The organism is Chitinophagales bacterium (assembly GCA_019694975.1).
Classification (GTDB): domain Bacteria; phylum Bacteroidota; class Bacteroidia; order Chitinophagales; family UBA10324; genus JACCZZ01.
In genome coordinates, this window is sequence record JAIBAY010000002.1 from 138,770 (window position 1) to 163,464 (window position 24,695).

General features: G+C 43.6%; 18 protein-coding genes and 1 riboswitch. Of the genes, 5 read left to right on the forward strand and 13 right to left on the reverse strand.

What is annotated here, in order from left to right; translation table 11 throughout:
* Positions 1 to 62: 62 nt before the first annotated feature.
* The 12 genes from preA to K1X61_03845 all read right to left on the reverse strand — a co-directional run bounded on the left by preA (position 63) and on the right by K1X61_03845 (position 16,399).
* Positions 63 to 1,418 carry an NAD-dependent dihydropyrimidine dehydrogenase subunit PreA gene (preA, locus tag K1X61_03790; protein MBX7107752.1) on the reverse strand — a complete coding sequence of 452 codons (1,356 nt, stop codon included), beginning with the start codon at positions 1,416 to 1,418 and terminating at the stop codon, positions 63 to 65.
* Between the two features lie 204 nt (positions 1,419 to 1,622).
* The gene (locus tag K1X61_03795) at positions 1,623 to 4,250 is read right to left on the reverse strand and encodes a DUF4062 domain-containing protein (protein MBX7107753.1); all 2,628 of its coding nucleotides are present in this window, start codon (positions 4,248 to 4,250) and stop codon (positions 1,623 to 1,625) included.
* 71 nt (positions 4,251 to 4,321) lie between these two features.
* A complete protein-coding gene (locus K1X61_03800) occupies positions 4,322 to 5,647 on the reverse strand; it encodes an FAD-dependent oxidoreductase (GenBank protein MBX7107754.1) in 1,326 nt (441 codons plus the stop codon).
* 98 nt (positions 5,648 to 5,745) lie between these two features.
* Positions 5,746 to 6,612: an acyltransferase gene (locus tag K1X61_03805; GenBank protein MBX7107755.1), complete on the reverse strand. Its 867-nt coding sequence runs from the start codon at positions 6,610 to 6,612 to the stop codon at positions 5,746 to 5,748.
* A gap of 135 nt (positions 6,613 to 6,747) precedes the next feature.
* Positions 6,748 to 8,130, reverse strand: coding sequence for a dihydropyrimidinase (gene hydA / locus K1X61_03810; protein ID MBX7107756.1), 1,383 nt, complete (start codon positions 8,128 to 8,130; stop codon positions 6,748 to 6,750).
* A gap of 4 nt (positions 8,131 to 8,134) precedes the next feature.
* Positions 8,135 to 9,586 carry an NCS1 family nucleobase:cation symporter-1 gene (locus K1X61_03815; GenBank protein MBX7107757.1) on the reverse strand — a complete coding sequence of 484 codons (1,452 nt, stop codon included), beginning with the start codon at positions 9,584 to 9,586 and terminating at the stop codon, positions 8,135 to 8,137.
* 11 nt (positions 9,587 to 9,597) lie between these two features.
* Positions 9,598 to 10,956 (reverse strand): aminotransferase class III-fold pyridoxal phosphate-dependent enzyme, encoded by a 1,359-nt coding sequence (locus tag K1X61_03820; protein MBX7107758.1) that lies wholly within the window; start codon positions 10,954 to 10,956, stop codon positions 9,598 to 9,600.
* Positions 10,957 to 11,213: 257 nt separating this feature from the next.
* A complete protein-coding gene (locus K1X61_03825; protein MBX7107759.1) occupies positions 11,214 to 12,668 on the reverse strand; it encodes a CoA-acylating methylmalonate-semialdehyde dehydrogenase in 1,455 nt (484 codons plus the stop codon).
* Positions 12,669 to 12,887: 219 nt separating this feature from the next.
* Complete coding sequence (locus K1X61_03830) at positions 12,888 to 14,237, reverse strand: tetratricopeptide repeat protein (protein MBX7107760.1); 1,350 nt, start codon at positions 14,235 to 14,237, stop codon at positions 12,888 to 12,890.
* Positions 14,238 to 14,451: 214 nt separating this feature from the next.
* On the reverse strand, positions 14,452 to 14,709 hold the full coding sequence (locus K1X61_03835) for a hypothetical protein (GenBank protein ID MBX7107761.1): 258 nt from the start codon (positions 14,707 to 14,709) through the stop codon (positions 14,452 to 14,454).
* Positions 14,706 to 15,809 carry a M4 family metallopeptidase gene (locus K1X61_03840; GenBank protein ID MBX7107762.1) on the reverse strand — a complete coding sequence of 368 codons (1,104 nt, stop codon included), beginning with the start codon at positions 15,807 to 15,809 and terminating at the stop codon, positions 14,706 to 14,708. Before K1X61_03840 ends, K1X61_03835 begins: the two co-directional genes overlap by 4 nt.
* 311 nt (positions 15,810 to 16,120) lie before the next feature.
* On the reverse strand, positions 16,121 to 16,399 hold the full coding sequence (locus tag K1X61_03845; GenBank protein ID MBX7107763.1) for an ATP-dependent Clp protease adaptor ClpS: 279 nt from the start codon (positions 16,397 to 16,399) through the stop codon (positions 16,121 to 16,123).
* A 188-nt stretch (positions 16,400 to 16,587) separates the two neighbouring features.
* Between K1X61_03845 and K1X61_03850 the strand changes: the two genes are divergently transcribed.
* From K1X61_03850 to K1X61_03870, 5 genes are all read left to right on the forward strand, one after another.
* Positions 16,588 to 18,069 (forward strand): META domain-containing protein, encoded by a 1,482-nt coding sequence (locus K1X61_03850; GenBank protein MBX7107764.1) that lies wholly within the window; start codon positions 16,588 to 16,590, stop codon positions 18,067 to 18,069.
* Between the two features lie 195 nt (positions 18,070 to 18,264).
* Positions 18,265 to 19,071: an undecaprenyl-diphosphate phosphatase gene (locus K1X61_03855; GenBank protein ID MBX7107765.1), complete on the forward strand. Its 807-nt coding sequence runs from the start codon at positions 18,265 to 18,267 to the stop codon at positions 19,069 to 19,071.
* Positions 19,068 to 19,772 carry a tRNA pseudouridine(55) synthase TruB gene (gene truB, locus K1X61_03860; protein ID MBX7107766.1) on the forward strand — a complete coding sequence of 235 codons (705 nt, stop codon included), beginning with the start codon at positions 19,068 to 19,070 and terminating at the stop codon, positions 19,770 to 19,772. The genes K1X61_03855 and truB overlap by 4 nt, the downstream gene beginning before the upstream one ends.
* A gap of 208 nt (positions 19,773 to 19,980) precedes the next feature.
* Positions 19,981 to 20,913 (forward strand): bifunctional riboflavin kinase/FAD synthetase, encoded by a 933-nt coding sequence (locus K1X61_03865; protein ID MBX7107767.1) that lies wholly within the window; start codon positions 19,981 to 19,983, stop codon positions 20,911 to 20,913.
* A 147-nt stretch (positions 20,914 to 21,060) separates the two neighbouring features.
* Complete coding sequence (locus K1X61_03870; GenBank protein MBX7107768.1) at positions 21,061 to 21,597, forward strand: hypothetical protein; 537 nt, start codon at positions 21,061 to 21,063, stop codon at positions 21,595 to 21,597.
* A 231-nt stretch (positions 21,598 to 21,828) separates the two neighbouring features.
* On the opposite strand, the gene K1X61_03875 is transcribed toward K1X61_03870, so the two are convergent.
* Positions 21,829 to 24,042 carry a TonB-dependent receptor gene (locus K1X61_03875; protein ID MBX7107769.1) on the reverse strand — a complete coding sequence of 738 codons (2,214 nt, stop codon included), beginning with the start codon at positions 24,040 to 24,042 and terminating at the stop codon, positions 21,829 to 21,831.
* A gap of 98 nt (positions 24,043 to 24,140) precedes the next feature.
* Positions 24,141 to 24,356, reverse strand: a riboswitch (cobalamin riboswitch).
* Positions 24,357 to 24,695 lie beyond the last annotated feature (339 nt).

Here is a 24,695-nt window from a genome sequence, read left to right on the forward strand (position 1 = left end):
AAAAAATATTTGCGGATCATGCGACCTGCTGCTGAGCCCTGCATATAACAAAATAAAAAACTTCAGGAAGGATATCTGTAGTGCGCTGGTTTTGCTTTCTTCAATGCTTCTTCCGGTTGTGGAACCCAGTGATGTAAGCCACCTGCCAATTCATCATTAAAGTCCTTTGGTATGGAACCTGCAAGTGTTCTTTCTTTCCAGGTTACCGTCTCTTTGCCATTGTCCCTGCGTTCCATGGTGATGCATTCTTCTACCGGGCAAACGAGTGAACACAAATTGCATCCAACACAGTTTTCTTCGATGATATGAGGTTTCCTGTTCTGCGGATCACTGCTTAAACCAATAGCCTGATGGGCACCGTCTTCACAGGCCGTATAACATAGCTGGCAACCAATGCATTTGTCGTCATGAATATCTGCCACCACTTTATACCGCAGGTTGAGATCTTCCCAGTGCTTAACCTGTCCCAATGCTTTACCCCTGAAATCATCTAATGAATTGAATCTTTTTTCATTCATATAACCTTCCAATCCGTCAATCATCTCGCGGATAATGCCAAAACCGTAGTGCATTGCTGCCGTACAAACCTGCACCGATGTTGCGCCTAATAAAATGAACTCCACGGCATCGCGCCAGTTCTCAATGCCACCGATCCCGCTGATGGGAATGTTGATCTGAGGATGCTGTGCGCAATTCTTCAGCATGTTGAGGGCTATAGGCTTCACTGCCGGACCGCAATAACCGCCATTGGTACTTTTTCCATCAACTACCGGATATGGTACAAAGTTATCGATGTCAACACCAACAATACTCTGGATAGTATTGATTAAAGAGATTGCATCACCGCCACCTTCAGCAGCAGCCATAGCGGGCCGGGTGATGTCGGAGATATTGGGCGTCAGTTTTACAATTACCGGAATGGTTGCCACTTCCTTTACCCAGCTCACTATGGTTTTTAAAACTTTCGGTTCCTGCCCGACGGCGCTCCCCATTCCGCGCTCGCACATTCCATGCGGACAACCGAAATTCAGTTCCACACCATCAGCACCGGCATTTGTTACGTCACGCATAATCATGTGCCATTCCTCTTTTGTTTCTACCATGAGTGAGGCAATAACGGCATGATGCGGAAACCGTTTCTTCACCGCTTCTATTTCACGAAGGTTATCCTTCAACGGCCTGTCAGAAATCAATTCGATATTACTGAATCCCATCATGCGTGTATCACGGTAATTCAACGCTCCATAACGGGAAGAGACATTCACGACCGGAACACCCAGCGTTTTCCAGACCGCTCCGCCCCATCCTGCATCAAATGCCTTCATGATCTGGTAACCGCTGTTGGTGGGAGGCGCTGATGCCAGCCAAAATGGATTCGGTGATTTGATTCCTGCGAGATTGGTCTGAAGATTTGCCATATTGTTAAAGGAGAATACTGCTGTTTAAAATGGGTTTATATGGGAACAGATTTATTGATGATAAAGGTTTGCAGCTACTCGAAGGTGGCGATTTCGAAGAACTTCACTGTCAACCAAGCACAAACTTTGATAGAAGCACAAAGCTTGATTTAACCACTGAACCGCAACTTTTGGGTAAGTGCTGTTATGCATTGGCGTTTATATTCATAATTTTCTTGCTCGATTTATAAGTCCTGGGTCAGGATTGTTTTTTTGAAAAATGTGTTTTGCACGACATTTTTGTGCTAATAGTTCTATAATTCTTGATTCGTTCTGTTCAGTTGCTTTATAATTTTTATTGAAATTTAATGGAATTAATACGTCAGATAAAAAGAATGAGTTTTTGTCAAGACTAACTATATATTCATCAACTATTTTATGCCACTGATTAGGTCTCTCAGCTATTAATAAAATCATGATTTCATGTTTAAGCAAAGTGTTCGTCTCACTTATTGCTTTATCAATGAGTAAAGGTCCCATTTTACTCGAAAATAAATCGTCCTTGAAAAACTTTACAACATTTGTAGGTACAGCCAATAAAACTGCGAGTCGTTTTTGAATCGGATCATCAAAATTGAAATCATCCTCATCTAATTCAAATTTTGCACCTTCGAACGCTACATTTCCTTTGTCTGCTAATAGAGGATGAAGAATGATTAAAAGCTTGTTTATCTCATTCCACGCTTGAATAATTTTATCTAAAACTCCCTTTCTTAGATTAACATCTACAAAATCGCTATTTCTTAATGCTCTTGCCGTTGCAGTAATTTGTCTCATTAATATTAAAAAAGAGTAGTCACGAAGAACTGAATTGATTATTTGATTGTAGGGTCTTATTTGGTTATATTGCTTGTCAGCGTACTTGTCCTTGACTTCATCAGGTAAGCCTGAGGAAATCACATTTTCTTTAAGCTTTTCTTGCTCCTTTTCTAGTTGCGGAACATCTGGATTCCAAGTAATAGATTTATACGGATTAATATTGTCCGGAATCTTTACTTTATCTCTGACAATTTTAAGAGTTTCATCCAAATCTGTATTCAATACCTTTAAAGCGTCACCTTTATTCCTGTCAATGCCAGTATAAAACTCTATGATTTCCGGGTAATCAATATATTTTTTGCCTTTATATACGTCCTCGAGAAATTTTGGACTCATATTCATGCGATGAGCAATAAAGTAGAATACCCAATATGCATTTCTAAAAAATAAATAGTTAGTGGAAGATTTACTTAGGATGGAATTGTCTATGAGTAAACTTATAAGATATTTGACATCCAAGTCAATCAGGTTTGATTTACAAAATTCATTGATTTTAGTTTTGAAGAAATCTTCTGTAAAGTAAAAGTCATTTTTGACAACTAATAATTCACATAAATATCCTAAAACAAACGTACAGTCTTTAACATCTGGCTTTTTACTATGGAAAGTTGGTATTTCATACTCTTCAAAAATTGAATTAAGAATAGTATCAAGTAACTTTGTTCTATTTATCGGACTATACTCTGTTCCTATTTTATGTGATGCTCTTAAAATTGATAAGCAATTTTTAGAAGTCCGATGCATATTCAATGTTTCCAAGTCCTTTGCTACCTTATCTAGCATAACATTGTAATCTTCTGCAATTGACTTGTTTTTGGAATAAACAGTAACAATCTTTCTCAATTCTGTTTGCGGTAATGGTAATAAGTAAAGAGAAGTGAACTTTCTTTTAATTTCTACTTTGTCGTCATCTTGTGATTTTAGAAAGAAATTATTGTCTAAGGTGTTTAAAATTATAAGTGGTGTATTCTTAAATTCTTCACAAACATTTTTAATCATTTGCATTATGCCGTTTTCTTCAAGACAAACTGAATCTAATAAAATGCAGTCTATTTTGTTAGAATTTGTGAAGTAATACTTTTCTACTTCGCGTTTTATCTGATTTACAATTTTATGTTTTTTTGTCTTTTTGGAGTCTACATAGAAAAACATCTTCCCTTGTTTATAAGCTTCAAGTTTAATGAAATGTGCTAAAGAAGTTAATCCAAACTCGGAAGGCGCTTTAATGATAATATCATAAGGGTTTTTAATAATTGATTCTATTTCTACCTTGTTCTCAAAGTTCTTATTTGGATTGTTTGGAATTTCCTTCTTTGAGCTAATTATTGGGTCTATCCAAACAGGCGTCTTTTCATTATAAGTTGTTAATGATTCTTCTAAATCATTTTCAAGATGCTTTAATATAATGTCAATTTCCGATACTACTTTTTCTGCATTTGCGACTTGAGTGTTTTCCTTGACAAAAAGCTCTAATTTTTGCTTTAGTTTTTGTTCAAAGTTTTCAATGCCATTGTAGTCAACGTATAATCCTTCTGAAGAAATACTTGATTTAAATGTTTTAACTTTTTGATATTGCTCAAAATCAAATTTGTCAGGATCAACATTTTCTTTACCAAAGAAGAAAATAATTCTAGGCAATCCATTTGAGTCAGTTTTTTTTCTTTCAAGGGCATCTTTAAATTCATGTTCGGTTCCGCTACCAGCTCTTTTTGTTGGGTGTCCAAACCAATTTTTCATAATTCCAACAAACACATCATAATTTGATTTCATAATGTATTCATCAATTATGTTTTGTCCATTTCGCCCCATGTCTGGCAATACATCATATTCCCACATGAATGTCTCAAGACCGACACCAAAATGTTTCGCAAATCCTATGCTTATTTCGTCAATTACTTTTATGCAGATATCCCTTTCGTCATTACAGTCTCCTGGAGAAGAAATGAAGCATTTGAATATTTTTCTATTTTCCATTTTGTTGAATTAATGTCTTATTTGGTCGTCCTTAACGCTTGCGCATAACGAAGCATGAATTCAGTTTTAACTCAATGCATGAGCAACGCACTGATCGCTTTTGCTGCTTTCTTTCCGTTTGCTACGGCATTAACTACTTCTTCGCCACCACTTACGGCATCGCCTGCGGCAAAGTACCTGTTATTTGTTGTTTGAAAATTCGCATCCACCACCACGGTTCCTTTTGAAGTCAGTTCAATTCCGGGAATCAGTTTCAGCAATTCCATTTGTTTGGATTGTCCCGTGGCTTTAATCACCCAACCGCAATCCTCCACAAATTCGCTGCCCGCAACGGGTTGAGGATTGCCATTCACCATTTCGGTACGGATAAACTGAACGCCGGAAACCTTGCCATGCTCTCCCAAAATTTCAACCGGTGAGAAATTAAACAAGCCCCTTACACCCACTTCCTTTGCCAACTCATATTCAAATTCATAGGCGGGTTTCTCTGACCTGCCACGCCGGTACACCAACAATACTTCCGCAGCACCCATGCGCGCACATTCACTGGCAGCATCCATAGCAGTGTTACCTCCGCCCAGCACAATCACCTTATCCGGAACCGCAACCCGGTGATGATTCATCCTGAGTTGCTGCACAAATTCAACCGCACCAAAAACATTTTCCAGCTCTTCACCTTTAATTCTTAACTCAGCGGTGCTGCCAAGTCCAACAGCAAGGAATATCGCCGCATAGCTGCTCTCCAACACTTTGATATCTTCTGGAGTGCTGATGGTTTTCCGGTAATGTACCTTGTAACCGAATTGCTTTTGCAGGTATTCCATCTCCGCCAGCGCTTCCTCATTTGTTATTTTATAAGGCGCCACGCCATGTACAGTAAGCCCTGACGGTTGCTCTTTCATTTCAAAAACATCCACATCAAATCCATGCAGACGCAGTTCACATGCGCAACTGATTCCTGCCGGTCCCGCGCCGATGATGGCTACTTTTATTCCGTTGGATGGTGACAACTGATTGAAAAAAGTACCTGACGCAATTGCTTCACCGGTGGCGTAAGATTGCAGTCGTCCTATTTCAATTGGTTTTACACCTGTGTTTGTATAGACACAAGCTCCTTCGCACAAGACCGATGTAGGGCAAACCTTACCACATGCATAACCGAAATAGTTTGATTCATAAATAGTTTTTGCCGCACCTTTTACATTGCGGGAGTTGATCTGTCGGATAAAAAGGGGTATATCAATGCCGGTTGGGCATGCATTCACACAGGGCGCATCGTAGCAAAAGAGGCAACGCGAACTTTCATAGTACGCTTCCGTCCTGCTCATCAGCGGTTTTATCTGTGAAAAATTCTCCGCAAACTCTGCTTCTGTTGATGGCTTTTTGAATTCAGACATAGCTGGAATTTTATGTAACGCAAATCAATCTTACAACAATGAATTACTGAACTTCTTCCTGCCCACTGATTACTGCCGCAATTTGCGGATGCATGCACTTACAATTCCGTCATCTTGCCGTAAGTCTCCGGCCGGCGATCTCTGAAAAACTGCCAGGTGGATCGCACTTCTTCAATCATATCGAGATCAAATTCCGCAACCAGTAATTCATCCTTGTCTTCAGAAGCAATAGCAAAAATTTGTCCGCGTGGATCAACGAAGTAAGAGGATCCGTAGAACTTGCCCAGGTTCCATGGTTTCTCTTCACCCACACGGTTGATGCAACCCATGAAATACCCGTTTGCCGCTGCATGAGCGGGCTGTTCCAGCTTCCACAAATATTGTGATAGCCCCGCTACTGTTGCAGAAGGATTGTACACAATCTCTGCGCCATTCAGCCCGAGAATCCTCGCTCCTTCGGGAAAATGCCTGTCATAACAGATGTAAACGCCGACTTTAGCATATTGCGTTTCAAAGACCGGATAGCCAAGGTTGCCCGGCTTGAAGAAGAACTTCTCCCAGAAACCGGAAGTGTGCGGAATATGGTTCTTCCGGTATTTGCCTAAGTATTTTCCATCAGCATCAATAACGGCCGCCGTATTGTATAGAAATCCGGCTTGCTCTTTCTCATATACAGGAACAATTATCACCATATTGTATTTCGCTGCGTATGCCTGCATAATCTCTACTGTCGGGCCGGGAACAGCTTCTGCGGAAGCATACCATTTGCGGTCTTGTCCCTGGCAGAAATAAGGTGTGTTGAATATCTCCTGCAGGCATAAAATCTGTACCCCTTTCTTGCCGGCTTCCTCAATAAACGGAATATGCTTCTGTACCATTGCATTTACTATTTCTTCAATGGTTCCTTCACCTTCTGTCATTGGAAGCGACATCTGTATTAAGCCCGATTTGATTTTTCTTGCCATATTATATGCTTTAAGTTTTCCGTTGAGTCATTCGTATCCGATGCAAATGATAATAGTTGTACAGTACTTCAGTCCATTGATAAGTTTCTCCGGCATGCTTAAATAAAGATCCATCCGCACAGGAAACAACTCCCGCTAATTAACCGATGAAACCTTATTCCGCTTCACGAATTGCCCATAGCCTTTCCCGATTTTTACGGTTCCCTGATCTACTGCTATCTTTCCTCTCAGCAGGGTTGTCTGCACTTTTCCTTTCAATTCCCATCCTTCATACGCGGAATAATCAACATTCATATGATGGGAGTGTGCTGACAGTGCATGCCTTTCTTCAGGATCAAAGATGATGAGATCTGCATCGCTGCCTATGCCGATGCTGCCTTTCTTAGGAAACATACCGAATATTTTTGCCGCATTCGTGGAAGTTACTTCAACGAACTTATTCAATGATATCTTCCCCTTGTTCACGCCCTCTGAAAACAACAATTCCATACGGTGTTCAATAGCCGGATGGCCATTGGGAATCCTGGAAAAATCCTTTTCTCCCATTTTCTTTTGCTCCCATTTAAACGGGCAATGATCTGTTGCAACCACCTGCACAACGCCCTGATTGATCGCTGCCCACAAAGCGTCCTGATCCTTTTTTTCTCTTAACGGCGGGCTCATCACCCATTTTGCACCATCAAAATCCTTTTCATACAGCGAAGCATCAAGCAAGAGGTATTGAATACATGTTTCACCGTAGACTTTCTGATTGCGGAATCCCGCCCTGCGTACTGCACTCACTGCGCCTTCGCAGGTCATGTGCACGATATAACCCGTGCAGCCCGTTTGAAAAATCATATCCGTAAACCTTCCTGATGCTTCACTCTCCGTAATCTCGGGCTGTGAAAGGTAATGATACAATGGTGCAAGCTTTCCTTCTGCACGATGCTTTGCTATCAGATAATCAATCATATCACCATTCGTGGCATGCACGGTCACCATGCCTCCGCATTCCTTCACTTCCTGCATCAAACCAACCATTTGCCGGTCATCAACCATTAAAGCTCCTTTGTAAGCCATGAAGGTTTTGAATGAAGTGATGCCTTCCTCTTCCACCATTTGTTTTATCTCCTTTTTACTCTCATCATTAAAATCGGTGACTGCCATATGAAAGGAATAGTCGCTAAAACAGTTGCCATTGCTCCTGCCCTGCCAGGCATCGAGGGCATGTCGCAAGGGTTTACCTTGTGTCTGCAACACAAAATCTATTACCATAGTGGTACCGCCATGCAGCGCTGCCAGTGTTCCGGTAGCATAATTATCGCTGGAAAAAGTACCCATGAATGGCATGTCGAGATGTACATGCGGATCAATACCGCCGGGAAAAATCATTTTACCGGAAGCATCAATAATTTCATCAGCGGTCATGGAAAGGTTCTTCCCTATACAGGAAATTTGTTCTCCTTCAATATAAATATCAGCTGCATAATCAGCTGATGCAGTAATCACTCTTCCGTTTTTTATTAAGACTGACATAGCGTTATTTATTCATTAACTTTTTATGCATGCTAATATAATACACTGCAAATGAAACAGTGAATCCGACAAACCATGCATAGTCGTATAAGTGTGCGATCCATGGATAGACGGTATCGATATGAATAATCTCTGTGGTGGTGAGAAAGCCGGGCACATTCGGAATGATGCCACAAAGCAATGCAATCGTTGCAGCATGATTAAATCCATTGCTGAAGGTATACTTTCCCTTCACCATGTAGAGATCATCTACATCCAAAACCTGTTTCCTGATGAAATAGTAATCAGCAATCATTATTCCGCCTACGGGCCCCAGTAAACTGGAATAGGCTATCAGCCAGGTGAAGATGTAGCCGTTGGGGTCTGCAATTAATTTCCATGGAAAAATAAGCATGCCAATGATGCCGGTAATGTAACCACCCAGTTTAAAACTGATGGTGGAAGGTGCAAGATTAGAAAAGTCATTGGCAGGACTGACGATGTTAGCCGCGATATTTGTTGCAAGGGTGGATATGGCAACACTTATCATGGCCATGCTGACGAGCAGCTTGCTTTCAAATTTACCCGCTAATATGAGCGGATCCCAAATTGTTTCGCCATAAATAATAAATGTTGCTGAAGTCACCACCACACCTATGAAAGAAAAAACAGTCATGGATGGAGGAAGACCAATCGCCTGTCCGATGACCTGAGCCCGCTGATTTTTTGCATACCGTGTGAAATCAGGAATATTCAATGAGAGCGTAGCCCAAAAGCCCACCATGCCCGTGAGGCCCGGGAAAAAGAAGTTCCAGAATGCGGCGTTAGTGCTGAACCCGGAAGGTTGTGAAAGAATAGGCCCTAAACCATGTCCTGCATCAATTGCCCACCACAAAAGCGCAAGGGCAGCAAGCGGCAGGAAAAATGCTTTATACATCAGCAATCGCTTAATGCTTTCCACACCGAGATAGACGACAAGCATATTCAACAACCAAAAGAGGAAAAAGGTAATTGCCGGTGCAGTTTGTAACCCCAGCCAGGCAGGCAAAACCTGCGGTAGCTGCGCGAAGGACGGTAGCCAGGTTTTCACCAGCAGAAAGACAGCATACCCTCCTATCCATGTCTGAATACCGAACCATCCACAAGCTACAATCGCCCTGAGCATAGCCGGTATATTGGCTCCGCGTACGCCAAAACTCGCCCGGGCAAAAACAGGAAACGGGATGCCATATTTCGCGCCTGCCCTGCCGTTAAGTATCATTGGAATAAGCACAACTGTATTACCAAGAAAGATGGTGAGAATGGCTTCCCACCAGTTCATGCCTCCTTCAATCAGTGAACTGGCCAGCATATAGGTAGGAATACAAAGGCTCATACTGATCCAAAGCGCCGCATAATTCCAGGTGTTCCAGCTTCGCTTCTCTGCGGGAACAGGCGCCAGGTCTTCGCTATAGAGTGAATGATCCTTTGACGGCATCGACAATTACGTTAGTTACAATAAGCATCAGCTACCGTCAGCGCCTTCGAAATAATTTCCAATCCTTCATCCACTTCCTGTTTACTGATGCACAGCGGAGGAGCGATGAAGATGTAATTCCAGCGCACAAAAGTGAACATCCCGAGCTCCGCAATTTTTGCCGCTACCTTATTCATGGTTTCCATTTCAGTTGCACTGGCATTCCACGGTGCCATTGGCTCTTTTGTCTTACGGTTCTTTACCACTTCAATACAACCAAGTAAACCCGTATTCCTGAAGTCACCAATGCAGGGATGCCGCTGTGCAAGCTTCTCCACTTCTTGCTCAATATACGCTCCCATATTTTCAGCATTCTCCACCAGGTTTTCTTCCTCATAAATCCCAATCACTGCATTGGCTGCGGCACAGGCCACTGCATGTGCTGAATAAGTTAACCCTATCGGAAGCGGCTTTTCATCAAAGTGTTTTATCAGCTCTTCTTTCACGATCATGCCACCCATCGGAATATAGCCACTGGTAATTCCCTTTGCCATGCACATGATGTCAGGCACCACGCCATGATGATCAACACCGAACCATTTACCGGTTCTTCCAAACCCGCTCATCACTTCATCCGCTATGGTAATAATGCCATATTTTTTCGCAATTGCTTCCACTTTCTTCCAGTATCCCGGAGGATATTTTATACAACCGGAAGAACCGCTTTCACCTTCCATCAATATCGCAGCGATATATTGCGGGCCTTCATATTTAATCACCCGTTCCATGTGTGCAGCGGCATTTTCAGCACATGCTTCCGGTGTTGCGCTGTTCCACGGGCAACGATAGAAATAAGGATTTTCCACATGTATGATATGCGGAACCGACTGCGCATCATGCGGCAGCCCGCGCGGATCGCCGCCGGCCGAAAGAGCTCCATACGTGGCGCCATGATAGCTCTGAAAGAGTGAAATAACTTTATGCCTTCCCGTAAGTAACCTGGCAAACTTTATTGCATTTTCGATCGCATCGGCTCCTCCATTGGTAAAAAAGGTACGGTTCAGTGTGCCCGGCGTTATCTCTGAAAGTTTTTGTGACAATCTTCCGCGCGCTTCCGTAATCATGCCAGGTTGAACGTAACTCACTTCCTGCATCTGCTTCACAACAGCTTCCGTGACTTTAGGATGACCATGCCCGATGTTAACATTCATCAGCTGTGAAGAAAAATCAAGGATGCGCCTGCCGCTTCTCTCATACAAATAGACGCCTTGAGCCCGTTCAATGCTCAAAGGGTTCAGCCCGCTTTGCTTACTCCAGGATATTATGGTGTGTTGCAGATTTGCTGTAAGGATTTCTGTTGTCGTCATTGGCAATTGATTTTTATAAAGCATCTGGCAAGTCCATGAAAAATTATTTCCTGAAATAAATTTTTCAATATTTCTCGCTGCTTTTCTCTTATCACTTGAATAATGATTTCAAATAAAATGCATCCGGACTTTTCATTTCAGGCAACATGGATTTTGATAGAATGATGTACCTGCTGGTGTTATGAATTAAAAACACTCTGTTCGGTGTTACATTGGTCATCTATCGTACTACGTTGCTTTAAAGCAAAATTATCAGTCATGAAATGCTGCTTTTTTGAATATCAGCTCATCCAATTCACTTTCTCTTCCGGGTTCCATTTCACGGTAGTTTTTTTCAGCTTCGTCCAGAATTCAATGGAGCTTTTGCCGGTGATATCACATACACCGAACTTGCTCTCATTCCATCCGCCGAAAGAAAATGGTTCTCTGGGAACAGGAACACCTACATTAACGCCAATCATGCCGGCACTTGCACGTTCCATCACTTGCCTGGCAATGCCGCCACTCTGTGTAAAAACGGAAGCCGCATTACCATAGTCAGAATTGTTTTCAATATGGATGGCCTCCTCCAGGTTACCGGCACGAATGATGGCCAGCACAGGACCAAAAACTTCCTCCCTGGCGATTGCCATATCTGTTGTTACGTGATCGATTACCGTCGGGCCAACGTAAAAACCATCTTCATTTCCCTCTACTTTAACATTTCTGCCATCAACCAATACCACAGCGCCGGCCTCTTCCGCTGCCGTAATATATTGTTCAATTCTTTCCTTCGCTGCTTTGCTGATCACACTGCCCAGGTTTTTTCCGGGTACAATTTTTCTGGCTTCGTCGCATATCCTTGCGATAATCTGATCAACGGAACCCACAGCCACCATTGCGCTTGCTGCCATGCAACGTTGCCCTGCACAACCACTCATACTTGCTGTTACATTGGAAGCCGTCATTTCCGGATGTGCATCGGGCATTACGATCAGGTGATTCTTCGCACCACCCAATGCGACACATCGTTTCAGGTTTCCTGTTGCCCGGCGGTAAACAATCTTCGCCACTTTTGTTGAACCAACAAAGGAGACTGCTTCAATGCCAGGATGATCGCAGATAGCTTCCACGATGCCGCGGTCACCATTCACTATATTAAAAACACCTTCGGGCAAACCGGCTTCCTGTAACAAGTCTGCGATCCTGTTGGATGAAAGCGGTACTTGTTCTGATGGTTTCAGAATCATGCAATTTCCCAGTGCAATGGCATTGGGGATCGTCCAGTGTGGCACCATATTGGGAAAATTGAATGGCACAATGGATGCCACCACTCCGAGTGGCTTATGTTCAATTCTACACTCCACACCCCTGCTTACTTCCAGCAATTCTCCGCTAATCAGCTGCGGTAACGAGCAGGCGAATTCCGTTAACTCAATACTTTTTTCCACTTCCGCCTTTGCCTCATCCATTGTTTTCCCGTTCTCTTCATGTACGATGGCAGACAACTCCTGCATATTCTTTTCCAGTAAAGTTTTATAGCGGTAGAAAACCTGCACTCTCTCCTTCACCGGCATTGCACTCCATCCCGGAAATGCTTTTCTTGCAGACTGTACTGCCGCATCCAGTTGCCCTGCTGATGACAGCGTCACAGTGGAGATGATTTTCCCTGTTAAGGGAGAATAAACATCAAGTTCCTCTGCCTCTCCACTTACAAACTTTCCTCCCACGTAGTTTTTTACAGGTTCATATTTCATAGCACCGGTTTGCATGATCCAGAATTTTTATCTCCATAAATGTAAAAAAAGAAGCGGTTAACTGCTGCTTATTTCCGGCGGCAACTGTTGACAGGTTCACGATTGAAACTACTCACAGCAAAATAGAGCGCGAGCTACTCATATGGATTGGAAACATCACATGCAAAGCGGATCATTAGCAGATCCAATCGACATGGTCGAATCCTTGCAAGCAGGAGATCAGCGTTGCTTTTCATCATCCTTATGCAGGAGATGCACTTTCATAAACCTAATCATAGCATGATGTGTAGGCACCAAAACGGCAGCGATGCAAACAAGTATCATCAGCATCAATACGGGCGTATTGTGGGTAATTTCTTCCAGCAAAGGATGTGTGAGCAGCGTAATAAATTCGAAGAAGAGCAGCAAGGCAAGCAAGCCTGCAGACTCAATGAAACGGGATTTTGTTTTCCTGCGAGAAAGCAATAGCAACACCAGGAAAAAGGTGATGATAAATACGGCAATCCCAAACAATTGCAGATTGTGCCTGCGTTCTTCCTGCTGCCTCGCCCGTTCGATTGCATTTTCCTGTTGCCTGATCTGCTCCGCAAAACTCAATGCCTGCACCTGTTTCACTTTCGCTTCATCAAACATCAGATCTTTGAAAGCAATCGACATTTTATAAAACCGGAAGGCGCTGTCATTCACATTATTCACTTCATACATTTCCGACAACAGCGTGCTGGCATTCATCATGTTCAACGGGTTGGATGCCGCTTTACCTGCTTCAAGGGACTTTTTAGCATAGTAAATACAGGAATCCGAAACATTGACTTTTTTGAAAAGCCGCGACATGCCGTAATAAGTCTCGCTGAGAATTTTATAATCATTGATGGCCGTTGAATAAGGAATGCTTTGCCGGTAATAATTCATTGCGGTACTGTCATTCCCCAGTTTGGCATGTATATTTCCAAGGTTGTTCAGAATGCCATCGAGGTTAATATCATGATGCGTACGCAATGCCAGCTGATACGCCTGCTCTTCATAGAACAATGCCGAATCGAGCACATTCAGTTTCTCATAACAATCTCCGATATTCAGTAAGGCAATCTCCAGCCTCTCATTATTCTTTAATGCTTCGAAGATGGCTTTGGATTTAAAGTAGTAATCAATTCCTTTCCTGTAATCCTCCTGTTCTGTGTACACAATGCCGATAACATTCATGGTCTTTGCTTTGCCGGGCAGGTCATTGATATCCTCCTGCATCTTTAAAGCTTTCAGCAACTGTTCTAATGATGGCACGTAATTACCGGTTATCCAGAGTGTGACACCCATTTCATATATACAACGTGCTTCCCCTTTTACAAAACCGATGTGGCGCGAAAGTTCCAAACCTTTCCTGGCATAATGAAAACTGGAATCAGGAAAGTCAAAGTCATACGCATCACTCAGGTCTGCATAGCGGAAGATCCTTGTTGTATCGTCTGCTGCGGCTAAAAGATCCAGTTTGATACTGTCCGCCACAGGGTTGGAAGCATGTGCCGTCAGCGATAAAAGAAAAAATAGTAAGTAGAATGCCGGTGTTTTCATGAAGAAATTCAATCGCCACAATGTAGCTGAAAAATCGAATTGGCAGAACTGTAACAACCTAATAACTTGTATGCCGGGCTTACTACTTTTTCGATCGCCTTAACGAACAATGAAGCAGCATAATGCGAATTAAAGCGCATCATAACTGCCTTAAAACAGTTGATGGCGACTGCCGGACACTATCGGATATTTCATGCCCTGCTTGGCAAATCCGCTATGGCACAAGATCATCCATCAGCCTGCGGAGAATCCTGCCGGTTTTCGCTTTTACTTTATTCGGATCAACCATGATGCCGGCACTATTGTCAATGAAAACAGTATAGGTGCAGGCGTCGCGGGCCAGGGGATTGACCTGTGCTTTGGCCCCTTCCAGCGCGGCCTTAATCTCAGCCGCTGTCATGTTAACTTCTGTTTGGGCGGAACGGCTTTTACCCATAATGCCGCCACTTTCGACCAGTTTTATTTTACTCATACGTGCGCAGTTTTCCAACCATGTTTAACAGCTTTTTCCTCCAGGCTCCCGCTTCCGAAAAGCCTCACAGCCTGCCGGATTGTCGCTTTCTTGGCATCTTCAAATGTTGAATTATAACGAAGCTCTTTGGTGAGCGCTTCATACCAGATTTTGCCTGCTTTCTTCCAGGCATATCCACCGAGATTCATGGCTGTTACATAAAAAACATAATTGGGAATCCCTGAATTCCAGTGTACACCGCCCCAGTCATCTGCATCGGTGTAGTCAAGTTTCATATAATCCTTCATCGTGGCAGGTTGCGGATCATCGCCCCAATACGGATGACCAATATAAGCGGTACCGGGTGCTTTCATACTGCGCAAAGCATATTTCCTTCCCAGCATAGTCTGGCCGCCAATCAGCCAGTCCGACTCCTTCACCGTCAGGTTCATAGCACGCTGCTTAATCAGCATACCGAATACATCGGCATACGATTCATTCAGCGCTCCGGGCTGAAACTCATAAGCGAAGTTGGAAGTAAACTGCACCAGTGCATGGGTGATCTCATGACCGATGATATCAAGATCAGCAGTGAAGCTCTTAAATGTCTTACCATCACCGTCGCCGAAAATCATTTGCTTGCCATCCCACATAGCATTCCCGTAACGCTTGCCATAATGAATCGTGTTTTTGAAATGCATGCCATGCGCATCAACTGAATCGCGTTTGTATAACTCATAATAGAATTTCCAGCATTGGTAAATGCCATCATATACCTTTCTTGCATCCGGATCTTCAAACTTGCCGTTTTTAGGGCGCTGAACAACCTTTCCGGGCAAATCATAACCATGCCTGCAATCATATATATTGATTACAGGCCGTGCCTTTTTTTTCTTGTTTTTGGAATGATGCTCTACTTTGATTGGCGCTGCACCTACCAGTATCCGCTGTTGATGCGCGGGCAACGTGGCAATAAATTCACGGTCTGCCTTGATACGGTTGGTGTGAAACAACTCCGTCAGCCGCTCTGTTTCAGTGGTGTTAGTAGCAGTCTGATGCATCTTGCGCATGATATAAGGCGGCATGATACATCGCATAGGATCAAAACGGTTATTACACATGCATGGGATTTTAATTCAGCGTGGTAAGGCTTGTAAATATATAAAATTATAAATCAGATACTTCATCAGCAAAAGCACTTCATGTGCTTATGTTGATCGTGGAAAAATTGCTTTGTAGAATGCAGTAACCTGATGAATAAGTGTAAGAATTATGATGATACAGCTTATAGCTTCCCGAGGCTGACTATGAGAAACAAAATATACTAAGGTCAGTATTGGATGAAACTTTCATGCGGCAGTTAATTGGCAAATCAATATTGCAGCTTTTAAAAACCGACAGCATACAGATACAACCTTAGCCATAAATGCCGTCACTCGAAACCGATCTCCGTCTTTAAATCAATGGCTTCCAGCACGGCGCTGACATGCAGGCATTCTTCCATCGCACCTTCAAACACCTTGCACTTACCTTCGGTATGTACGGTCATGGCCATTTTTTCGCCCACTTTATAGGAACAGTTGATGGCAAGAATGAGCTGACAGATCACATCATCAAAAGTGTGGTAATCATCGTTAAATAGAATAACATGGGCATAGCCGGCAGTGCCCGGTCCTGCTGTTTTTTCTATTGTGATGACTTCCGTTTCCATGCAGAGCAGGCTAATTTAAGCATATTGCAGTAACCTGTATAATCAGCAGCAACATTGTAAAACCGAACAATGAAACTTGCCGGATTTATTCATGTATCTCTTCACATCATGACCTCATTTCACTGACAATATCCATTGTGCATCCTTCATAAATCTTTACCTTCGGCATCCATAAAAAATTCCTGTTGATGCATTTACGTGCTAAGTCGCTGACTTTAATGCTGCTTTTTATCTGTGCACGTTTTGCCCCGGTTTTCGCCCAGAAAAACATCGCCATGAATGCTCTGTATGGTATATACAAGGGAACACTTCCCTGCGCAGATTGTCCGGGCATCAACTACCGGCTCAGCCTGCAACATGACAGCACTTTCGAAGAATCCGCATTTTACCCTGGACGCTCCGATACCGCTGCCATATCAACAGGAACATATTCCGTGACTGATCTGGCTATCCTGCAACTGCAAGGAAGCAAATTCACCACCGGGATTTTCCAGATTCAGCCTGCTGCATTGCAAATGCTTGATGTAAACGGAACAGCAATAAATGGTGATCTGTCAGCACATTACCTTTTGAGAAAAGTGACACGCTCCATAAAAAATACAGCTGCTGATGAGACCGGTATCAGAACCGTTTCTGTAAACCGCAAGAAATTCAGTCAGGGCATATCATTCTATGCTGCGGGCAACGAACCATCCTGGACACTTGATATCAAACAAGATGACGAAATCTACTTTACTACATCAGAAGGCTTAACCATGGATGTCCCTTTTGTGAAAGCAATGAAAACGGCCGGTACTGATGTGGCAAGCTATCATTCTCAAACAACATCCGGAGTTCTGAAGATTCATATACAGCCCGCCGGCTGCATGGATAATATGAGTGGTGAACGCTATACCTTCAGCGTGATCATTGATGTAAAATGTTCAGGCGACCAGGAATACCGGCATTTTGAAGGCTGCGGTAATGCAGTGCCTGATTTTGACCTGGAAGGAAAATGGTATCTGAAAAATGCTGCGGCCATTATGCCGGGAGCAAAGGATCTGCAGCAGCAACTACCATATGTGGAAATTAATCCCGACAGCCTCGCCTATGCTGGTTTCGCCGGCTGTAACCGTATGGCCGGCAAGATAACGTTGCCTGATAAAGGTGCCATTAGTTTTGAGAAGGGTGCAATTACGATGATGGCTTGTCCTTATATGGAACAGGAAAGCGCTTTCATTGACGCATTGACAAGCTGTACCCGTTATAGTATGAACGGTGATGAAATGATGTTATACAATGCCGGTAAAGACACGCTCAGTATGTCGAAGCGCATACCATCTGCCAACCTGAACCTCCGGCTGATTGATATATGGGTGCTGGAAACCATGAATGGCAAAAAAGCGGAGCCGAAAAGCTACGGCGTCGAGTTACCACGACTGGAAATAAACAGTCAGTTCAATTTTACAGGCACCACCGGCTGCAACGATCTCAGCGGAACCATCACGGCGGATGATCATGCTATTACATTGACTATGCAGCACATCACAAAAAACGCTTGCAGCAATGCACTGATAGAAGCTGCATTCACAGAAGCACTGAAATCTTCCAATACATGGACGATTGCAAATAACCGGCTAACACTTTCGAAAAATGGAAAGGCACTATTGGTTTTCAGGAAGGCAGATTAGTTGATAAGATTTACAGACTGCCAAGGTATCTGTCGAAGCTGCATGATTACAATGGTTACAGGTTGGCATCGCTTTGTACTCCCGACTTCCATCCTATCTTTGCGCCCGCCATCAGCATAAAGCTGCATTTTTCAACCATTTATTTGAACCTGTTGAGAGCAGTAAGCTGACAATAACAATTTAACCATTGCTTCCATGACTATTTTGCAATCCATCATCCTCGCTATTGTTGAAGGCCTTACTGAGTTTTTGCCGATTTCTTCCACAGGTCATATGATCATCGCTTCCACCATCATGGGTATCAATAATGATGATTTCGTAAAAATGTTTGAAGTGGTGATTCAGTTCGGCGCCATCCTTTCCGTAGTGGTGCTTTATTGGAAAAGATTCATGCCCGGGAATAAATCCTTATGGCAATGGTTCGAATTTTACCTCAAGTTGCTTGTTGCCTTTATTCCTTCGGCATGCATCGGCCTGCTCTTTCATGATTACATCAAACAATTGCTTGGCAGCGTAACGGTAGTAGCTGTCTCCATGCTGGTGGGAGGCGTTATCCTGCTTTTCATTGATGCTGTTTTCAAATCTGCGGATGATGCAGCAGAAAAGCCTGTCACCTATCCGATGGCATTCATGATCGGACTTTTCCAGGTGATCAGTATGATTCCCGGTGTTTCGCGTTCGGCGGCAACCATCATCGGCGGCATGAGTCAACGATTGAGCAGAAGGCAGGCTGCTGAATTTTCATTCTTCCTGGCAGTGCCAACAATGGCAGCGGCATCGTTGCTCGATTTATTGGATTATTACGCATCCATCACCACGGCAGACCTTGTCCCTCTCGCCGTCGGTTTTGTAGTTGCATTCTTCGTGGCAATGGTTGCCATCAAAGCTTTTGTCGGTTTTCTTACCAGGCACGGATTTAAGTTATTCGGCTACTACCGCATTGTTGTCGGTGTTATCTTGCTCCTGCTCATTGCCATGGGAGTAAACCTGCAGATGTTATGACGCTGGAAGAAATCCGTAAAGGTTCCGTCTTATTATTTGACAAACCATTTGGCTGGTCATCGTTTGATGTAGTGAACAAGGTGAAGCGGATGACGAAAGCCAAGACCGGTCATGCCGGCACCCTTGATCCAAATGCGACGGGGCTGCTGATCTTATGTACTGGAAGTTTTACAAAGCGCATTCCCGAATTCCAGGATACTCAAAAAGAATATACCGGGACCATGATACTGGGCGCTACCACACCAAGTTATGACACCGAGAAAGAGATTGACAGGCGATTTGATACATCATCTGTCACAACGGAGATGATTTATGCAGCCATTCCATCATTTATGGGTGAGATCCTGCAATCACCACCTAACTTTTCCGCCATCTATGTTGATGGAAGAAGAGCTTATAAAAAAGCTCGGTCGGGCCATGATTTTGAAATTGAGAAAAGAAAGGTCACATTATTTGAATTTGAAATTACCGGCATCGAAATGCCGGCGGTACATTTCAGAATTATTTGCGGCAAAGGATTTTACGTTCGTTCGCTGGTAAATGATTTTGGAAAAGCGCTGAACAATGGCGCTTATCTTTCCGCCCTTTGCAGGACACGCATTGGCAATTATCTCCTGCAAGACGCCTGGCAAGTAGATGATTTCACGAAATTCGTGCTGGCGGCGGAAGCAAAAGAAGCCGGAGTGACTGAATCGGAATAGAAAGATTGCTTCTTCCAATTGGACGGTGGAGCGCGAACGGTCCTTGCTTGTTCAAGTGAATTGAATGTTTATGGAAAAGGATAAAAACCAAATCAGCTTCCGCGTAAGGTGCACAGTGAGCTAAATGCATCTTGATGCAATTGTTTAAATGCATACAAAACCATTACAGTTTACTCATCACGCAACCCTGCAAGCATCAACTTACTCGATGATAGTTCATAAAGACATGGCTGCGTTGCCTGCTTTCCGCAATGCAGTGATCACCGTTGGAACCTTCGATGGCGTACACCATGGCCATCAGCACCTGATTCAACACATCCGGAAACGGGCGGCTGAGATAAAGGGAGAAAGTGTACTGATTACCTTTGATCAGCATCCGCGGGCAGTAGTGTATCCGGATGATCCTACCCTTCGCATCCTGTCTACACGGGAAGAAAAAATTGAATTGTTGCAGGCGCTCAAGGTGGATCACCTGGTATTTGTTCCGTTTACTCGAGAGTTCTCGAAGCTTCCGGCACGCGACTATGTAGATCAGTTCCTGGTCGGTAAATTTCGCCCGTCTATCATTGCCATCGGTTACAACCACCAGTTTGGCCACCACCGCGACGGCAATATCGAGCTGCTCAGGAAGCTGGCTTCAGCCTTAAAATTCGAAGTGGAGGAAATCTCGAAACAGATGGTTGATGAAATCGAGGTGAGCTCAACGCGTATCCGAATAGCGCTTACAGAAGGTGATGTACACACTGCGGCGCAACTGCTCGGCCATCCTTATTCACTCTGTGGAAAGGTGGTGAAGGGCAATCAGCTTGGCCGTAAGTTCGGTTATCCTACTGCCAACATTGCTGTTGCAGATCCTTTTAAACTTATTCCCGCCGATGGGGTTTATGCCATCCGGGCCACAGCTAATCAGCAGCAACTGGATGGTGTGGCAAGCATTGGATTTCGTCCGACAGTCAATGGCCGTCACCGTACTGTGGAGGCTTTCTTATTTGATTTTGAAGGTGACCTGTATGACAGCGAACTGAAGATTTCATTTGTAGATTGGCTGCGCCCCGAGGTTAAGTTTGAAACCGTTGACCTGATGATTGCAGCCATTGAAAAAGATGTTGAACAATCAAAATCAATTCTGTCACAACGATGAAAAGCAATTGCTACCAGCCAAATTAAAAAAGTTTCAAGCTGGCATGCAGGCGTTCTCATTTTTATGCAAATCAAATGAGATGACAATTAATTACTGCAACACTTCCACAAAGAATTTTAAGTAAATTCGCCACTGAAATTTTTTCACATGAGACCAACTTCACGTCAGTACCGTTTTCTGATTCTATCGATCATGATTTTGCTGGCAGCATTAAGCAGGTTATTGACCAACCAGCTGCATCTTTGGAACTTCACACCCATCGCAGCCATTGCACTATTCAGCGGCGCCCACTTCAGCAATAAAAAGTTTGCCTTCCTTGTTCCGCTCATAGCAATGCTCATCACCGATGCTTTTCTTGGTTTCCATCCGGGTATGTGGGACGTCTATGCGACTTTACTTCTGGTAACCTTCATAGGCTTCCAGCTCCGTGACAATGTAAGGGTATTGCCGGTGGTGGCCGCTGCATTACTGTCTTCTCTCCTCTTCTTTTCCGTCACCAATTTTGCAGTATGGCTGGGTTCAGGAATGTATCCTCTCACCTGGCAGGGGCTCAACACCTGCTTTGTGGCAGCCATTCCTTTCTTTGGTAATACAGTAGCCGGTGATTTATTTTATTGCGGTGTCTTGTTTGGCGGATTTGAATTGATCAGGCGGTTTTATCCGCAGGTTACGCGCCTTGCCTGATTTTATTCTTGCACTGAAGTATGCCGTTAATCGTGTAGATGCCGTACAATGCACCTGAAAAGGGCCATTGCAGCACTGCGATATTTTCAGCTGAAAATATATCAGCAGAAATAACATTCAGGCATACTTCATGGCATAGTTGATACACCTTGTTATTTCCGGACTGCACGCGAATGCCGGAGTTGGTTCCGCTGATGTGCTTTCACCCTTCCGTGAAAAGAAAAATCACTTTCAAAAGGAAGCATTCAGCGAAATATACATTCCAATTCCTTTAGTGGTGAATCCCCTGATTTCCGTGTACGTAGTATTGAAAAGGTTTTCCACTTTCAGCGATGCACCAAAATGTTCATTCAGCCTGTATCTCATTAACAGGTCGGTGAGAAAATATCCTTTGAGCGGAACAGCGTTCAGCGCTCCAAATGGTCCAAGCGCATAATCATAGTATATGTCATTGTAGCTGCCTGTCCATCGTCCGCTCAGCCTGATTGTTGCATTGCGCAGAAGAGTTAGCGTGATGCCTAAATTGGCAGTGGAGGGCCGGCGCACTAAGCCATCTGTTTCCACCATGGAGACAGGAAAGGCCCCATTACTATAAAGTTGCACATGATTACCTTCTGTGTGCACAGTATCCAATTCAGCTGCATCATAGGTTAAGTTTCCTTTCATAAGGCTGATGTTGGCATCCAGCATGAGCCATTTTCGTATTGGGAATGAACAATAGGCAGCTGCACCCCAGCTGTGTTGTGTTCCGGCATTGATGTAGGTATCACCCCTGAAATCGTCACGATAAAAATCCTGCCCTAATTCCCCAACAGGAACATTCTTATCCCACAGGTAAACATATTCAATGGAATGCTGAACACTTGATGTGTAGAATGACGCACCGCAGCTGATTTGTTTTCCCGGAAAAAACTTAATCCCCAACTCCACAGACCTTGCATATTCTGCCTGCAATGTCGGGTTACCACGTGTGATATCGGACGTATAATAAACATCCGGTGCATACAACTGATACAGCGAGGGCGCATTGAATCCTGTAGAATAGGATGCATACAACCTCGCATGCTGCCCGATGAGATACGAAGGATTGATCTCGTACACCAAAGTGCTTCCGTACAAATCATGTTTGTTATAACGTGCTCCTGCCACGATGTTCAGCTTTTTCAAAGATGGTGAAAAGAGCCTGCCGTCAATATCCGTTTGCACAAACAAGTTGAAAATGGAGGCATGCAGATTAAGGGTGTCAAGATCACTCACCAGTTCGAAGGCATAGGCGCTATTGAAATAGTGTGTCGCCGATGTCATGGTCTCATAGCTGATACCGGTACCTGCAGTCAGCATCAGGTATTTCCATTTATAATGCCCAAGCACTTCATTATTCAGTTCAGCTCCTTCATAAAGTCCGTTGGCATACGTATGATCACTGGTGCCGGCTGCATCAATCAAGGAAGAATCATCTACGGATGTACGATGCAAGAAGCTGTAACCTCCGTCAAACTGCATATCAAACTGCTTGTTGAAACGATAGGTTGCATTGCAGGAAACAAAATTCCTTTGGGTAAAAATCCTGGTACTGTCGCCATCATAAAGTGTCGTCGGCACATCGGGCGACCTGAACTTAAATCCTGCTTTATCATAGTCTGCTGCCGCATTGGTAAAGTTATAGGCTACTGCAACATCTACATCATTGTGCGCATAACCTAACTTCGCTCCAATCTTTTGCTGGCTGAAATCATCCCTGTCGAAGCTGCGAAAATCTGCCGATACTGTTGAAGTATCAATAGTCGCATCCAATCCGTTTACATGATTATTATATCCGTCAATATTAACATAGATGCCGTTGCTGAAGGTATACCCCACAAAGATGTTTTCTTCGAGCAATGAAGTCTGGCTGCCAAAAATACCTCCGTTCACTGCTGCTCCCACATGAAAGCCGGTTGTCTGTTTACCGCGGGTGATTATATTAATGGCACCGCCTACTGCAGAAGAACCATATAATGTGCTGTGCGATCCACGTACAATTTCTATCTGCTCCACGTTTGAGAGTGGCAACTCATTCAGGTCAAGTGCATTGTTGGTGGAAGAAGGGTCACTGACCGGAATGCCATCAATCATGATCACTACCTGGTTTCCGGCGGTACCACGCATGAAAACAGTTTGTGTCATACCCGGATTTTGTCCCGAACCGATTACAGAGATTCCGGTGTAGCCTGACAGCAATGAGGAAAGTGTTTTTGCGCCGCTTTGTTGCAGCTCTTCCCTGGTGATAACTGTTACCTCGCGGCCTGTGGCATTCACATCCTTGGCTGTAGTGGTGGCAGTAACAATTACTTCCTGCAAAGGATAGGCGTTCAGAGAGTCTTTATCCTGCCCTGAAATTTTGCTGTAGCAGAAAACAAAAACAACGGTGTATAGCGAAATCCGCAGCAAATTGATTTGTTGCATAAAAAGTCATTTCATCGGTGTTACCCGCACCGTCGTGATTAATGTTGCCTGTTGGGAAAGAAATGAGCAGGTATTACTCATCTCTGCTTTTTCCCGAAGCATTGATTGAGTTGACTGGCAGGTCTTCTGACTTATCCGGTTTTTCTTGACGGCCTTCCCATCCCGCATGGCGGTAACAGTGGCAGCAGTTGTCAATTTAATGGCTGGCATTTCGCCATCCGGAATCACAGCAGCGGGAACTGTCCCCGGTTTTCACGGGGTTCCCTTTTCATCTACCTGTTATTACAGGAGAAACCATTCAACGGTGTGAAAATATTATTTTTTCTTTCTGTTTCCCAGTTATTTGCTGCCCTGAAAGATTCCTTATTACACTTATCAATGAAAAAAAGTCTTCCAGATTGATAGCTGTGATTTAGCACTGCATCAGTATGCATACCGTGTATCATACAGAAGCAATTTGAGGCACAACCTTTATTCCTTTCGATAATGATGCAACGAACTTTTAATTCACTGCACGCAGAAGGTATTATTCTAAACAAATTTTAACGGCAATAAGTGAACATGGGCTAACATCTTAATTGCATCAGCAATTCATCTTTTTATTGCTGTAGCAATGCTTACATTTATCAGATAGTATCATTATCACTTCAAAG